10 protein-coding genes are annotated in these 14920 nt (G+C 70.7%); 2 read left to right on the plus strand and 8 right to left on the minus strand.

Annotated elements, in window-relative coordinates; all coding sequences use genetic code 11:
* Positions 1-7: 7 nt before the first annotated feature.
* Complete coding sequence (locus ACLBWJ_RS04580; protein ID WP_112613687.1) at positions 8-343, minus strand: peptidase; 336 nt, start codon at positions 341-343, stop codon at positions 8-10.
* Positions 340-1584 carry an inorganic phosphate transporter gene (locus ACLBWJ_RS04585; RefSeq protein WP_274177524.1) on the minus strand — a complete coding sequence of 415 codons (1245 nt, stop codon included), beginning with the start codon at positions 1582-1584 and terminating at the stop codon, positions 340-342. Before ACLBWJ_RS04585 ends, ACLBWJ_RS04580 begins: the two co-directional genes overlap by 4 nt.
* Before the next feature lie 199 nt (positions 1585-1783).
* Here ACLBWJ_RS04585 and ACLBWJ_RS04590 point away from each other — a divergent pair, with 199 nt between their 5' ends.
* Positions 1784-3943, plus strand: a complete 2160-nt coding sequence (locus ACLBWJ_RS04590) for a S9 family peptidase (RefSeq protein WP_447659793.1) — start codon at positions 1784-1786, stop codon at positions 3941-3943.
* A 19-nt stretch (positions 3944-3962) separates the two neighbouring features.
* Here ACLBWJ_RS04590 and recR read toward each other — a convergent pair whose 3' ends face one another.
* Entirely contained in the window at positions 3963-4556 is a 594-nt protein-coding gene (gene recR / locus ACLBWJ_RS04595) for a recombination mediator RecR (protein WP_112613685.1), read from the minus strand.
* Between the two features lie 3 nt (positions 4557-4559).
* The gene (locus ACLBWJ_RS04600; RefSeq protein ID WP_447659794.1) at positions 4560-6827 is read right to left on the minus strand and encodes a DNA polymerase III subunit gamma and tau; all 2268 of its coding nucleotides are present in this window, start codon (positions 6825-6827) and stop codon (positions 4560-4562) included.
* A 90-nt stretch (positions 6828-6917) separates the two neighbouring features.
* On the opposite strand from ACLBWJ_RS04600, the gene ACLBWJ_RS04605 reads away from it, so the two are divergent.
* Positions 6918-8051, plus strand: a complete 1134-nt coding sequence (locus ACLBWJ_RS04605; protein WP_447659795.1) for an NAD(P)-binding domain-containing protein — start codon at positions 6918-6920, stop codon at positions 8049-8051.
* A 36-nt stretch (positions 8052-8087) separates the two neighbouring features.
* Here the strand turns inward: ACLBWJ_RS04605 and ACLBWJ_RS04610 are convergent, their stop codons facing one another.
* The 4 genes from ACLBWJ_RS04610 to pta form a co-directional block, all read right to left on the minus strand.
* Positions 8088-10667 carry a glycoside hydrolase family 65 protein gene (locus ACLBWJ_RS04610; protein ID WP_447659796.1) on the minus strand — a complete coding sequence of 860 codons (2580 nt, stop codon included), beginning with the start codon at positions 10665-10667 and terminating at the stop codon, positions 8088-8090.
* Positions 10668-10732: 65 nt separating this feature from the next.
* On the minus strand, positions 10733-11461 hold the full coding sequence (locus ACLBWJ_RS04615; RefSeq protein ID WP_114588030.1) for an HAD family hydrolase: 729 nt from the start codon (positions 11459-11461) through the stop codon (positions 10733-10735).
* Between the two features lie 25 nt (positions 11462-11486).
* A complete protein-coding gene (locus tag ACLBWJ_RS04620; RefSeq protein WP_447659797.1) occupies positions 11487-12716 on the minus strand; it encodes an acetate/propionate family kinase in 1230 nt (409 codons plus the stop codon).
* The gene (gene pta, locus ACLBWJ_RS04625; RefSeq protein ID WP_269266720.1) at positions 12713-14830 is read right to left on the minus strand and encodes a phosphate acetyltransferase; all 2118 of its coding nucleotides are present in this window, start codon (positions 14828-14830) and stop codon (positions 12713-12715) included. Before pta ends, ACLBWJ_RS04620 begins: the two co-directional genes overlap by 4 nt.
* Between the last annotated feature and the right edge of the window lie 90 nt (positions 14831-14920).

Below are 14920 nucleotides of genomic sequence, written 5' to 3' on the forward strand. Positions count from 1 at the left end.
GGGGGTCCTACCGTCCCGCCACGATGAGGACGATGCCGCCGAGGACGGCGAGACCGCACAGGGCGAAGGCGCCGTAGGCCGTGACGAGCGCGATCCTCTTCTGCCCCGCCGTCAGCGGATTCTTCTTCGCCGCCTTGGCCGCTGCCTTCGCGTGACGGCGCGCCTGCTTCTCGCTGATGACGGCGATCGCGTCGGTGAACTCCGCGGGAGTCACCACCGGCACCCGGCCCGCGCGCACCAGCATCCGGAGCCCGAGTGCGTAGAAGCCGACGACGAGCACGGCGCCCGTGATGGCCGCCGCGAACACCTGGACGAAGGCGAACCAGTCGATCGAGACGTTCATCGCTCGCCCTCCGTCTGCTCCGAGCCCGAGCTCTTCGCCGCGGCCGCCGCCTTCGCGCGCCGCTGCCGCCGCGTGGGCGGCGGATCGGAGGGCACGTCGACGGCCAGGCCGGAGTCGGCGACCTCGCTCATGGCGTTGCCCGCGTGCACCTCGTTGCGGCGCGAGCGGAGGAACAGCGCCAGCACGATCGCGACGGCGGCGATCGCGTCGATGACGATGCCCACCGGGCCGAGCCACACGACCAGGAGCGCCGCCACGGCGCCGACCGCGCCCGACGCGGGGAGCGTCAGCAGCCAGCCGACGGCGATGCGGCCGACCGTGCCCCAGCGGACCGTCGAGCCGCGGCGTCCGAGTCCGGAGCCGATCACCGAGCCGGATGCGACCTGCGTCGTCGACAGCGCGAAGCCGAGCGCGCTCGAGGCGAGGATCGTCGACGCCGTCGACGCCTCGGCCGAGAAGCCCTGCGCGGGCTTGACGTCGGTGAGCCCCTTGCCGAGGGTGCGGATGATGCGCCATCCGCCCATGTAGGTGCCCAGCGCGATCGTGACGGCGCACGCCACGATGACCCACAGCTGCGGTTCGGCGTGCTCGGCGCTCTGCCAGCCGGCCGCGATGAGGGCGAGCGTGATGACGCCCATCGTCTTCTGAGCGTCGTTCGTACCGTGGGCGAGCGCGACGAGCGACGACGTGAAGATCTGGCCCCAGCGGAATCCGTCGCGGCCGTCCGGCTTTCCGTCGTGGCGACGGGTCACGGCGTAGGCGACCTTCGTGACCGTGAAGGCGATGAGGCCGGCCGTGACGGGGGCGATCAGCGCCGGGAGGATGATCTTGCTCAGCACGACGCCGAAGTCGATGGCCATCGCGCCGACGCCCACGAGGGTCGCGCCGATGAGGCCGCCGAAGAGGGCGTGCGACGAGCTCGACGGGAGGCCGAGCAGCCAGGTGAGCATGTTCCACGTGATGGCGCCGATCAACCCCGCGAAGATCAGCGGCAGCAGCGCGGTGGCGGCGAGCTGATCCTCGTGGATGATGCCGTGCGAGACGGTCTTGGCGACCTCCGTGGACAGGAAGGCTCCGACGAGGTTGAGGCCGGCGGCCAGGAGGACCGCGACCTTCGGTTTCAGGGCCCCCGTCGCGATCGGCGTCGCCATCGCGTTGGCGGTGTCGTGGAAGCCGTTGGTGAAGTCGAAGAAGAGTGCCAGTCCGATGACCAGCAGAAGAATGAGTACAGCGGTTTCCACTGTGCGCTCTCTGTGCGTGCGGGCCCGCGAGCGCGGGTCCTCGAGTACGGGTCGGGATGCCGCGGCAGCGGCGGGCGCGAACGAAGAGTTCACCGTCTGTTCAGGGTCCGGCAACCGGACCATCGAATCCTGCCACACCATCGCCGTCACCGTGAATCCGAGCGGCCGGATCAGGCGGCCGCGGCGCTAGCGTGGAACGGTGACCGACACCCGCGACATCCCCACTCCGTCCCCCTCCGACGCGCCGGCGGCCCCCGTTGCAGCTGTGCGCGAGCACCGCCGTACGCACCACGACGACGAGTTCGTCGATCGCTACGAGTGGCTGCGCGAGAAGGAAGCCGGCGAGGTCGTCGCGCACCTCGAGGCCGAGAACGCGTACACCGACGCCCGCACGGCGCACCTGAGCGGGCTGCGCGAGCGGATCTTCGAGGAGATCAAGGGGCGCACCCTCGAGACCGACCTGTCCGTTCCGAGCCGCCGCGGCGACTGGTGGTACTACAGCCGCACGGTCGAGGGCAGCCAGTACGGCATCCACTGCCGCGCTCCCCTGGCCTCACCCGATGACTGGACTCCCCCGCAGCTCGAACCCGGCGTCGACGTCCCCGGCGAGCAGGTGCTGCTCGACGGCAACGTCGAGGCCGAAGGAGCGGAGTTCTTCTCGCTGGGCAGCTTCGAGGTCTCCACCGACGGTTCCCTGCTGCTGTACGGCGTCGATACCGAGGGCGACGAGCGGTACACCCTTCGCCTGCGCGACATCGCCAGCGGCGAGAACCTCGCCGATGAGATCGCCGGCACCTTCGCCGGAGCCTCGCTGTCACCGGACGGCCGGTTCGTCGTCTATTCCACCGTCGACGACGCCTGGCGACCCGACTCGGTTTGGCTGCACGAAATCGGCACCGACACGGCCTCCGACGAACGCCTCTTCCACGAGCCCGACGAACGGTACTGGGTGGGTGCCGGCTTCACGCGCAGCGACCGGTATCTGGTGATCGAGGTCGGCTCGTCGATCACGAGCGAGGAGTTCCTCGTGCCGGCCGACGACCTGCGGGCGGAGCCGCGCTCGGTGTGGCCTCGCCGTGAGGGCGTGGAGTACTCCGTCTCGCACGCGATCGTCGACGGCGCGGATGTGCTCTACGTCCTGCACAACGACGACGCGCTCGACTTCGAGCTCGTGCGGGTCTCGGCCGAAGACCCGACGGGTGCGCGCGAGGTCGTGCTCGCCCACCAGCCGGGACGCCGTCTGGAGGGCCTCTCGACGTTCCGCGACTGGGCGCTGCTCGGCTACCGGCGCGACGGGCTGCAGCGTCTCGGCATCTTCGACTACGCCTCGGGCTCGGTCACCGAGCTCGAGTTCGACGAACCCCTCTACACGGTGGGCTCCGGCGGCAACCCCGAGTGGGCGCCGCCCGTCCTGCGTCTCGGCTACGGCTCGTTCGTCACCCCCGGCACCGTCTACGACTACGTCGTCGCGACCGGAGACCTGCTGCTGCGCAAGCGCCAGCCGGTGCTGGGCGGCTACGACCCCGCGGACTACGAGCAGCGACGGGTGTGGGCGACGGCCGATGACGGAACGCGCATCCCGGTCTCGGTCGTCTGGAAGCGGTCGTTCGGAGACCCCGCGGACGGGGCGAGCGGTCAGCCCCGCGCCCTGCATCTGTACGGCTACGGCTCATACGAGCACTCGATCGACCCGGCCATGTCAGTGGCGCGCCTGTCGCTCCTCGACCGCGGCGTCGTATTCGCCGTCGCTCACGTGCGCGGTGGCGGCGAGATGGGGCGGCAATGGTACGAAGACGGGAAGCTGCTGCACAAGCGCAACACCTTCACCGACTTCGTCGCCGTCGCCCGCCACCTCGTCGAGACCGGCTACACCTCGCCCGACCGGATGACCGCCGAGGGCGGATCAGCGGGCGGACTGCTCATGGGCGCCGTCGCCAATCTCGCCCCCGAGCTGTTCGCCGGGATCCTCGCCGCGGTCCCGTTCGTCGACGCGCTGACGACGATCCTCGATCCCTCCCTGCCGCTGACGGTCATCGAGTGGGACGAGTGGGGCGATCCTCTGCACGATCCCGACGTGTACGCGTACATGAAGTCGTACTCGCCGTACGAGAACGTCCGCGAGGACGCGACACACCCGCGCATCCTCGCGGTCACCTCGCTCAACGACACCCGCGTGATGTACGTCGAGCCCGCCAAGTGGGTCGCCCGCCTGCGCGAGGTCGGTGTCGACGCGTTGCTGAAGTGCGAGATGGTGGCCGGTCACGGCGGGGTGAGCGGCCGGTACAACTCGTGGCGCGAACGCGCCTTCGAGCTCGCCTGGCTGCTCGACGTCGTGGGTCTCGCAGACCAGCAGGCCTGACGCTGCCGCGGGGGCGCTGTCAGAGCTGGCGGCGTCCCTCGAACGCCCGGCCCAGCGTGACCTCGTCGGCGTATTCGAGGTCGCCCCCGACGGGAAGGCCCGATGCCAGGCGCGTGACCCGGATCTCGAGGGTCGTCAGGAGGCGGCTGAGGTAGGTCGCCGTCGCCTCGCCCTCGAGGTTCGGGTTCGTGGCGAGAATGACCTCCTGCACGGTGCCGTCGGCGAGGCGCTGCATGAGCTGCGCGATGCGGAGGTCGTCGGGGCCGACGCCGCCGATGGGGCTGATCGCTCCGCCGAGCACGTGGTAGAGGCCCCGGAACTCACGGGTGCGCTCGATCGCGGCGACGTCCTTGGCGTCCTCGACGACGCAGATGAACGTGCCGTCGCGCCGCGGGTCGCGGCAGATCGCGCAGCGGTCCTGCTCGGACACGTTGCCGCAGATATCGCAGAACCGTACGCGTTCGCGCAGCTCGCCGAGCAGGTGCGAGAGCTTCGAGACGTCGAAGGTCGGGGTCTGCAGGATGTGGAACGCGATGCGCTGCGCCGATTTCGGTCCGATGCCGGGCAGGCGGCCGAATTCGTCGATGAGGTCCTGGACGATGCCGTCGTACATGGCTTAGCCGAATCTCGTGGGTGAGGTGAAGGGTTCTTCGCGGACGAAGGTGGCACCGAGCATCTGGCGCACGACCGCCTCGCCGTATCGCTCGATCCCGCCCCGCGCGGGCGCCGCGTTCGCTCGACCGTTCGAGGGCGCGGCAACGGGGGCGGCAGCGGGCCGTTCGGGACCGGAGCCGTTCCGGTCTGCGGTCGAAGGCGCGGCCGTGGGCCGCTCCACGGCGACCGGCGCGCGCGGGGGCAGCGGCGCGTAGTCGTCGACGGGCGGCGGCGGGTAGTCGCGGTCCTCCTCGTCGATGGGCGGCAGAGGCTCGGGGTACGGGTCGACGTCACCGTCGTGGGGGGCCGTGAGCGTGCGCACGGGCGCCGCGACGGCATCCTCGGGCTCGTCGTCCACCGCGAACTGCGGCGCCGGGTCGCCCTGCGGAATCGGCGCAACCGCCCACTCCGTGACGGGGGCGGCGTAGGAGGAGGAGCCGGAGGGTGACGCGGTTGCGGTCGGGCGGCCGCCCGGAGCCTGCTGCGACGAGGGCGCCTGCACCGGCTGCCGCTGATCCGTGGAGGGCTGCTGCCGGGGAGCGCCGCCGGGCTGCCCGCCGGCAGGCGGAGGTGTGGGCCCGCCCGGGGCCGGTCCGCCCCCGGGGTCGGAATCGTGACGAGCGACGTACTTCACTCGCACCCCGAGAACGCCGAGGATCGCGCCGCGCAGGTCTTCGCTCGGGCCCTTGCCGGCGTTGAGCTTCTTGAACTGCAGGACGTCGGACTGGCTCTGGAACGAGAGGGTGAGCACGCCGGTCTCGGAGAAAGCGACGGGCGAGGCGACGGAGGCGATCATCCACGAGGTGCGGCTGATCGTCTCGAGACGCTGCAGCACCTCGGGCCAGGCGTCGCGCATCTGCGCGAGCGTCACGGTCGACGGATCGCGCGGTTCCGCCGGGGCCGCGGCCGCCGAGCCGGATGCGGCCGCCGCAGCGCCGGTCGCCGGCGCGGACGGCTGTGCCGCGGGAGCGGGCGAGGCCGCTGCACGGTCGGGCTGCGCGGAGGCCGGACCCTGCGCCGGAGCGGGGGTGACGATGCGTGGCGGGGCTGCGGGCGCAGACGCGGGCGACGAGGCATGCGACGCGGGGGCCGCGGCGACCGGCGCCTGATCAGCTGCGGGAACGCCGTGCTGGGCCGCGGCGAGCACACGCGCGACCAGCAGCTCGAGCTGCAGCCGCGGTGATGTGGCCCCCGACATCTCGTCGAGCGCGGTCACGACGAGATCGGCCGTGCGCGAGAGACGGTCGGTGCCGAAGAGCGCGGCCTGGCGTCCCATCCGTTCGAGCTCTTCGGCGGACACGCCGCGCAACACGGCGGATGCGCCCTGGCCGGTCGCCGAGACGATGATGAGATCGCGGAGGCGCTCGAGCAGATCGTCGACGAACCGCCGCGGGTCCTGGCCCGTCTGGATGACGCGGTCGACGGCCGCGAAGGCCGCCCCAGCGTCGACGGCGCCGAACGCCCCGACGACCTCGTCGAGCAGCTCGGCGTGGGTGTAACCGAGCAGGGCGACGGCGCGCTCATACGCGACGGCGCCGTCGTCGGAGCCGGCGATCAGCTGGTCGAGCAGCGACAGCGTGTCGCGCGGCGACCCTCCCCCGGCACGCACGACGAGCGGGAGGACGCCGGCTTCGACCTGCACGCCCTCCTGGGCGCAGAGCTGCTCCACGTACTCGAGCATCGCGGCGGGCGCGACGAGACGGAACGGATAGTGGTGCGTGCGCGAGCGGATCGTGCCGATGACCTTCTCGGGCTCGGTCGTCGCGAAGATGAACTTCACGTGGGCCGGCGGCTCCTCGACGAGCTTCAACAGGGCGTTGAAGCCCTGAGCCGTGACCATGTGCGCCTCGTCGAGGATGAAGATCTTGAAGCGGTCGCGAGCCGGGGCGAAGACGGCGCGCTCGCGCAGGTCGCGAGCATCGTCGACACCGTTGTGGGATGCCGCATCGATCTCGACGACGTCGAGCGATCCACCGCCGCCGCGGCTCAGCTCGACACAGCTGTCGCAGGTGCCGCACGGGGTGTCTGTGGGTCCCTGCGCGCAGTTGAGGCAGCGGGCGAGGATGCGGGCCGAGGTGGTCTTGCCGCAGCCGCGGGGACCGGAGAAGAGGTACGCGTGACCGACGCGGTCGGAGCGGAGCGCCGTCATCAGGGGTTCGGTCACCTGCGACTGGCCGATCATCTCGCCGAACGCTTCGGGACGGTAGCGGCGGTAGAGGGCGGTGGTCACCCAGACAGACTACGGCGTACCGCTGACACCGGCCCTGTCGGCATCCGCCACCGCGGGAACAGCGCGCGCCCGCGCGCGGTTGCACCGGGCATGGAAGCCGCCCGGGTCGACGTCGTCGTGATCGGCGCAGGGCAGGCCGGTCTCTCCGCCGCCTACCATCTGCGGCGTCGCGGGTTCGTCCCGGTCGCCTCCGGAGACGCGCCCTCCGATGCGCCCGTGCGAACGTTCGTCGTGCTCGACGCCGAAGACGGCCCCGGCGGCGCCTGGCAGCACCGGTGGCAATCACTGCGGATGGAGACCGTGAACGGCATCCACGAGCTGCCGGGATTCGCCGTGCCGCCGGCCGATCCGCGGGCTCCGGCACGCACCGTGCTGCCGGCCTACTTCGACGACTACGAGCGCCGCTTCCACCTCCGCGTGCATCGCCCCGTGGAGGTGCGGCGCGTCGAACGCGAAGACGCCGATCCGCGCGGTCGTCTGCGCGTGGTGACGGGCACCGGGTCATGGTCGGCGCGCTGGGTCGTCAACGCCACGGGGACGTGGCGCCGCCCGTTCTGGCCCCGCTACCCGGGAGCCGAGACCTTCGCCGGCCGTCAGCTGCACGTACACGACTACGTCTCGGCCGACGAGTTCGCCGGGCAGCGGGTCGTCATCGTGGGCGCCGGGATCTCGGCCATCCAGCTGCTCGACGAGATCTCCCGCGTCGCCGACACCTTCTGGGTGACGCGCGACGAGCTGCGGTGGGATGCCGGCGGGTTCGACACCGCCGCGCGCATCGCGGCCATCGCGGGGGTCGAGGAGCGCGTGCGGCAGGGGCTTCCTCCCGGCAGCGTCATCTCGGTCACCGGCCTGCACTGGAATCGCTGGGCGGAGTCGGCGCAGCAGCGCGGCGTGCTCGTGCGGCATCCGATGTTCGAGCGGATCGAGCCGACCGGGGTGCGCATGCCGGACGGCGGTCTTGAGCGCACCGACGCCATCCTGTGGGCGACGGGATTTCGAGCCGACATCCCCCACCTGGCACCGCTGGGCCTGCGGACCGCAGCCGGCGGCATCCGGGTCGCGAACGGGCGGTCGGTCGACGAGCCGCGGCTCTTCCTCATCGGCTACGGCCCGTCGCAGTCGACGGTCGGAGCCAACCGCGCGGGCCGCGACGCCGTCCGCGCGATCATGACCGACGCGACCGCCACGGCCGCCGGGGCACGCGAGGTCGCCGCGCGGGCCTGACCCGCCGCAGACGAGGACCGGATGCCCCGGCGTCCGTCAGGAGTCGGTGCTCACCTGCTGGTCGGCGAAGGTCTGCGCGTAATCATCGACGACGGGGATCTCGCCGGTGATCACGGGAACCTCCGTCGTCACCGTGGGGATGGACGTCGTGACGGTCGCATCCGGGATCGACGCCGACAGCAGCGACCCGTCCTCGCGCCTGGCGTCAGCGAGCTGGCGCAGCGACGGCCGCCCCGAGAGCAGCGGGCCCTGACCCGCGAGCCGTATCCGGACGGTCTCTCCGCCCTCGACCCGCACGTCGCGTCCGCGGACGGAGAATTCGACCGCGTCGCCGGGGCCGGCGGCGACCGTCATCGCATCGGCCGTCAGCGTGATGTCGAGGCGCGTGCCCTGCCAGTGCAGCGTGTACTCCAGCGAGGGCCAGTCACGCGGCAGACGCGGGTCGAAGCTCAAGGCGCCGTAATGGTCGCGCATACCGCCGAAGCCCGACACGAGGGCGGTCCACACACCGCCGGCGGAGGCGACGTGCACCCCGTCCGACGCGTTGCTGTGGAGGTCGCCGAGATCGACGTAGATCGACTCGAGGAAATACTCCAGCGCGAGGTCCTGGTATCCGACCTCGGCCGCGAGGATCGACTGCACGACACCCGACAGAGTCGAGTCGCCGGTCGTGAGCGGGTCGTAGTACTCGAAGTCGGCCAGCTTCTCCTCGTCGGTGAAGTGGTTGCCCTGGAGGAACAGCGCGAGCACCACGTCCGCCTGCTTGAGCACCTGGTAGCGGTAGATCACGAGCGGGTGGAAGTGCAGCAGCAGCGGACGCTGGCTGTCGGGGGTGTTCTCGAGGTCCCACACCTCGCGTTCGAGGAAGACCGCGTCCTGAGGGTGGATGCGCAGCGACTCGCTGAACGGGATCAGCAGCGCTTCGGCCGCCCGCTCCCACCCGTCGGCCTCGGCCGGGTCGAGGTCGAGACGCTCGGTGAGGGCACGGTACGCCTCCGGCGCCTGCTCGGCCATGTCGCGGACCGTGCGCGCCGCGAAACGCAGGTTGAACCGCGCCATCACGTTCGTGAACAGGTTGTCGTTCACGACCGTCGTGTACTCGTCGGGGCCGGTGACGCCGTGGATGTGGAACGACTCGGCGTCACCGTTCTCGCTGAAACGCCAGAACCCGAGCGTGGACCACAGCCGCGCCGTCTCGACGGCGATGTCGACCGCCTCGCGGTAGAGGAAGTCGACGTCACCGGTCGCCCGCACGTACTTCGCGAGGGCGAAGCTGACGTCGGCGTTGATGTGGTACTGCGCGGTGCCGGCGGCGTAGTAGGCCGACGCCTCTTCGCCGTTGATGGTGCGCCAGGGGAACAGGGCGCCCGCCTCGTTGAGCTGCCGGGCGCGGCGGCGTGCGGCCGGCAGCATCAGGTAGCGCATGCGCAGCGCGTTCCGGGCCCAGAGGGGCGTCGTGTAGGCGAGGAACGGCAGGACGTAGACCTCGGTGTCCCAGAAGTAGTGTCCGCTGTACCCCGAACCCGTCACGCCCTTGGCGGGGACCCCCTGCCCGTCGGCGCGGGCGGCCGCCTGCGCGAGCTGGAACAGGCACCACCGGGTCGCCTGCTGCAGGTCCTCGTGGCCGCCGATACGGACGTCGGAGCGGCGCCAGAAGTCGGCGCACCACGCCGCCTGCCGCTCGAACTGGACCTCGACGCCCTCCTCGCGAACCCGGTCGAGCACGCGACGGCTCCGCTCGACGAGCTCGCGGGCGGGCACGCCGCGCGAGGTGTGGTAGCTGACGAGCTTGGTCACTGTGATCGGAACGCCCCGGCGCGCGTTGACGCGGAAGACGTTCTTGGCGATGTCGGGTTCGACGAGTCGCCGTGTCGAGAACTCGTTCTCGGTCTCGATCAGATGATCGGCGACGACCGACACCGTCATGCCCGAGTTGGACGACTTGTACGACAGCACCGACCGGCCGTCCTCGTCCTGCCAGTACTCCTGGGGCTGGAGGACGCGTTCCTCGATCTTCTCGGTCTTGCGCGGGTCGAAACCGGGAGCGGCACGGCCCGGCGCCGAGCCGCCGTAGACGTCCTCGCCGTCCTGGCGGTTGACGATCTGGCTGCTCACCGACACCGGAGCGTCGGAGTTGAGCACCGTCACCGTCAGCCGCATGATCGCCAGGTGCTTCTGCTCGAACGACACGAGGCGCTCGAAGTCGACCTGCACTTCCTTGCCGCTGGGGGTGACCCACAGCAGCTTGCGCGTGAGGACGCCGGTGCGCATGTCGAGCACCCGCTCGTAGTCGCGGATATCGGCGATGTCGAGCGAGAGCGGCTCGTCGTCGACGTAGACGCGCATGACCTTCGCGTCCGGCGCGTTGATGATCGTCTGACCGACCTCGGCGAAGCCGAAGGCCTGTTCGGCGTGGCGGATCGGGAAGATCTCGTGAAAACCGTTGATGAAGGTGCCGTGCTCGTGCGCGTATCGCCCCTCGGGGTGATTGCCGCGCAGCCCGAGGTAGCCGTTGCCGACGGCGAAGAGCGTCTCGGTGACGCCGATGTCCTCGACCGAGAACCTTCTCTCGACGAGACGCCAGGGGTCGACGGGGAAGCGATCGCGATCGATCATGATGGCCTTCCGGAGGACGGGTTCCCGCTGCTGGAGGCGGGCGATGCGGGCGGGTGTAGACGTGATCAGACGAAGGCGTCGAGGTCGTCGACGACGACGTGGGCTCCGAGCGCACGCAGCGCATCGGCGCCGGCACCGCGATCGACGCCGACCACGAGAGCGTAGCCTGCCGCGACGGCCGACTCGACACCCGAGTGGGCGTCCTCGATGGCGACGGAGCGGGCCGGATCGACGCCGAGCATGCGCGCCCCCTCGGCGAAGACGTCGGGCGCGGGCTTGGAGGGCAGATGACGCTCTTCCGCGACGACGCCGTCCATGACGACCGGGAACCTCTCGAGCAGGCCAGCGACGGCGAGGACCTCGCGCGCGTTCTTCGAGCTCGAGACGACCGCGATGGGGGTCCCGGCTGCCTGGAGCTTGTCGACCAGGGCGAGCGATCCCGGGTAGGGCGCGATGCCTTCGGACCGCAGGACGCGCTCGAACACGGCGTTCTTGCGATTGCCGATGCCGCAGATCGTGTCCGCTGACGGGTCGTCGCTCGGATCGCCCCACGGCACCTCGACGTCACGCGAGCGCAGCAGGCTCGCGACGCCGTCGTACCGCTTCTTGCCGTCGAGGTGGCGGAAGTAGTCGTCGGCGGTGTACGCCGGTGTGATGCCCCAGGCGCTGAAGAGCTCGGTGAACATCGTCTGCCAGGCGTGCATGTGCACGTCGGCGGTCGGAGTGAGCACGCCGTCGAGGTCGAACAGGACGCCGTCGTAGGTGGTCAGGTCGGGAAGCTCAGCCGAGGTCACGGAACCAGCGTAATGAGTCGGGTAGTCACGCCGTCACGGCGATGGTCTGCCGGGCGATCTCCAGCTCCTCGTTGGTCGGGACGACCAGGACCTCGACGCGCGAGGCGTCCGTGGAGATCCGGCGGATGCCGCGCCCGCGCTGCTCGTTGCGGGCCGGATCGATCTCGATCTCGGCGAACCCGAGCGTCTCGAGTGCCGCGGCACGAACCTGCGGAGAGTTCTCGCCCACGCCCGCGGTGAAGGAGATGACGTCGACCCCGCCGAGCTCCGCGAGGTACGCACCGGCGTAGGCGCGCAGCCGGTGGGCGTAGACCTCGAACGCGAGCGTGGCCGCCTCGTCGCCGCGGGCGACGCCTTCCTCGATGTCGCGCATGTCGGAGACCCCGGCGAGGCCGAGCATTCCGCTGCGCTTGTTGAGGAGGTCGTCGAGCTGCGGGATGGTCATCTCGGCGCGTCGGGCGAGGTGGAAGATCACCGCGGGGTCGATGTCGCCCGAGCGCGTGCCCATGACGAGGCCCTCGAGGGGCGTCATCCCCATCGACGTGTCGACCGAACGGCCGCCATCGATCGCCGTGACGGATGCGCCGTTGCCGAGGTGGAACACGATCTGGCGCAGCTCGGCGAGCGGTCGCCCGAGGTGAGCGGCCGCGGCTTCGGAGACGAACTTGTGGGAGGTGCCGTGGAAGCCGTAACGGCGGACGCGGTGGGCCTCGGCCAGCGCGGTGTCGATCGCGTAGGTGTAGGCGGCAGGTGGCATCGTCTGGTGGAAGGCGGTGTCGAAGACCGCGACGTGCGGCAGGTCGGCGAAGGCCGCCTTCGCCGCGCGGATGCCCTGCAGCGCACCGGGGTTGTGCAGCGGCGCGAGCACCGACAGCTCGTCGATGTTGATCTCGACGAGAGGCGTGATGAGCGTGGGCTCGAAGAACCGCGCGCCACCGTGGACGACACGGTGGCCGACGGCGACGGGCGGATGCTGCTCGAGCGACGGGCCGTTCTCGGCGAACGCGTCGAGCATGAGCTGGAAGCCGGCCGTGTGGTCGGCGATCGGCAGCTCGCGCTCGGAAGTGGCGTCGGTGGCGGTCACGGCAGGCTCGCCGGCAGCGGCGGGCGGGAAGAACACGGTGTGCTTGACCCGGCCCTGCTCCTGCCCGATGCGCTCGACGAGACCCGATGCGTGAGGGATGCCGGTCTCGGCGTCGATCAGCTGGTACTTGAACGACGACGAACCGCTGTTGATGACGAGCACGATGCTCATGCGGATGCCCCTCCCTGGGCCTGGATCGCGGTGATCGCGATCGTGTTGACGATGTCTTCGACGAGGGCTCCGCGGGAGAGGTCGTTGATGGGCTTGTTCAGGCCCTGCAGGACGGGGCCGATCGCGACGGCGCCGGCCGACCGCTGGACGGCCTTGTAGGTGTTGTTGCCCGTGTTCAGGTCGGGGAAGACGAACACCGTCGCCTTGCCGGCGACGGACGATCCGGGCATCTTCTTGGCCGCGACGGCGGCGTCGGTCGCCGCGTCGTACTGGATGGGGCCTTCGACCAGCAGCTCGGGAGCGCGCTCGCGGACGAGGGCGGTGGCCGCGCGCACCTTGTCGACGTCGGCGCCGGTCCCCGACTCCCCCGTCGAGTACGACAGCATCGCCACGCGCGGGTCGATGCCGAACTGGCGGGCCGTCTCGGCCGACGACACGGCGATGTCGGCGAGCTGCTCGCTCGTGGGGTCGGGGATGACGGCGCAGTCGCCGTAGACGAGGACGCGGTCGGCGAGCGCCATGAGGAAGACGCTCGAGACGACCGAGACGCCCGGCTTCGTCTTGATGATCTCGAAGGCCGGACGGATCGTGTGCGCCGTCGTGTGCGCGGCACCCGAGACCATCCCGTCGGCGAGACCGAGGTGCACCATGAGCGTGCCGAAGTACGACACGTCGGTGACCGTGTCGGCCGCCTGGCCGTACGTCATGCCCTTGTGCGCGCGGAGGCGCTCGTACTCGCGGGCGAACTTGTCGACGTGCACGGCGTCGAAGGGAGAGAGGATCTCGGCTCCGCGCAGGTCGAGACCGAGCTCGAGCGCGCGCGAGCGCACCTCGATCTCCTCTCCCAGCAGCGTGATGTCGGCGATGCCGCGGGCGAGCACGATCGAGGCCGCGTGCAGCACGCGATCATCGTCGGCTTCGGGGAGGACGATGCGGCGGCGGTCGGTGCGGGCCCGCTCGACCAGGCCGTAGGCGAACATCAGCGGGGTCACGACGGTCGAGCGTGCGAGCCCGAGCGCCTCGGTGAGCTCATTGGTGTCGATGTGCCGCTCGAACAGGGCCGCCGCCGCCTCGTAGTGGCGCCGGGAATCGGCCGCGAGGCGCCCGCGGGTGCCCATGATGCGGGCTGCGGTCTCGTAGGTGTCGAGGTCGGTCGCGATGATCGGCAGCGTCTCGCCGACGCCGTCGATCAGACGGTCGACCGCCTCGGGCAGGGGGAATCCGCCGTTGATGACGATCGCCGAGAGCGAGGGGAAGGTCCCCGACCCGTGCGCGAGCAGGGTGGCGAGCAGAACCTCGGCACGATCGGAGGGAATGACCACGACCGAGCGCTCGCTGAGCCTCGGCAGCACGTTGACCATCGACATCGCACCGATGACGACCCCGAGCACCTCGCGCCCCAGGAGGTCGGCGTCGCCCTTGACGAGCGACCCCTCGACGGCGGCGAGGACGGTGCTCACCGACGGCGAGACGAGGAAGCGGTCCTCCGGCACGGCCCAGACCGGGACGTTCTGCGGTACCGCACCGCGCACGGCCTCGACGATCTCGTCGAGACGATCGCCGTCGGCACGGTTGGCGACGACGGCGAAGAGCTCGGCGCGGTCGCCCCGCAGCTCGGCGACGGCCAGCGAAGCAATCTGCCCCATCTCGTCGGGGGTGCGTGCCGGGGCCGAGCCGAGCTTCTCGCCGCCGCCCTGGCCTGCCCGGCCGCCGAGCACCAGCAGGACCGGCGCCCCGAGGTTCACGGCGATGCGACCGTTGTAGCTCAGCTCGGCGGGAGAACCGACATCCGTGTAGTCGCTGCCCATGATGACGACGGCGTCGCACTTGGCCTCGACCGACTTGTAACGCTCGACGATGCGGGAGAGCGCACCGTCGGGGTCGCGCCGCATGTCGTCGTAGGTGACGCCGATGCACTCGTCGTACGCGAGGTCGACGCCGTCGTGGTCGAGCAGCATCTCGAGGACGTAGTCGCGTTCCTCCGTCGACCGGGCGATCGGCCGGAACACTCCGACGCGGGGCGCGACACGACTGAACGCCTCGAGCACCCCCAGCGCGATGATCGACTTCGCGGAATGGCCTTCTGCGGACGTGATGTAGATGCTCTGAGCCACGGGTTCAGCCTAAGAGGGAGAGGCCTGACCACGAGCCGTGAATATCCCCACGGGTCGTGGCGGCGGGTGCCGCAGGCCACGACGGTGGGG

Source organism: Microbacterium sp. M4A5_1d, assembly GCF_053345465.1.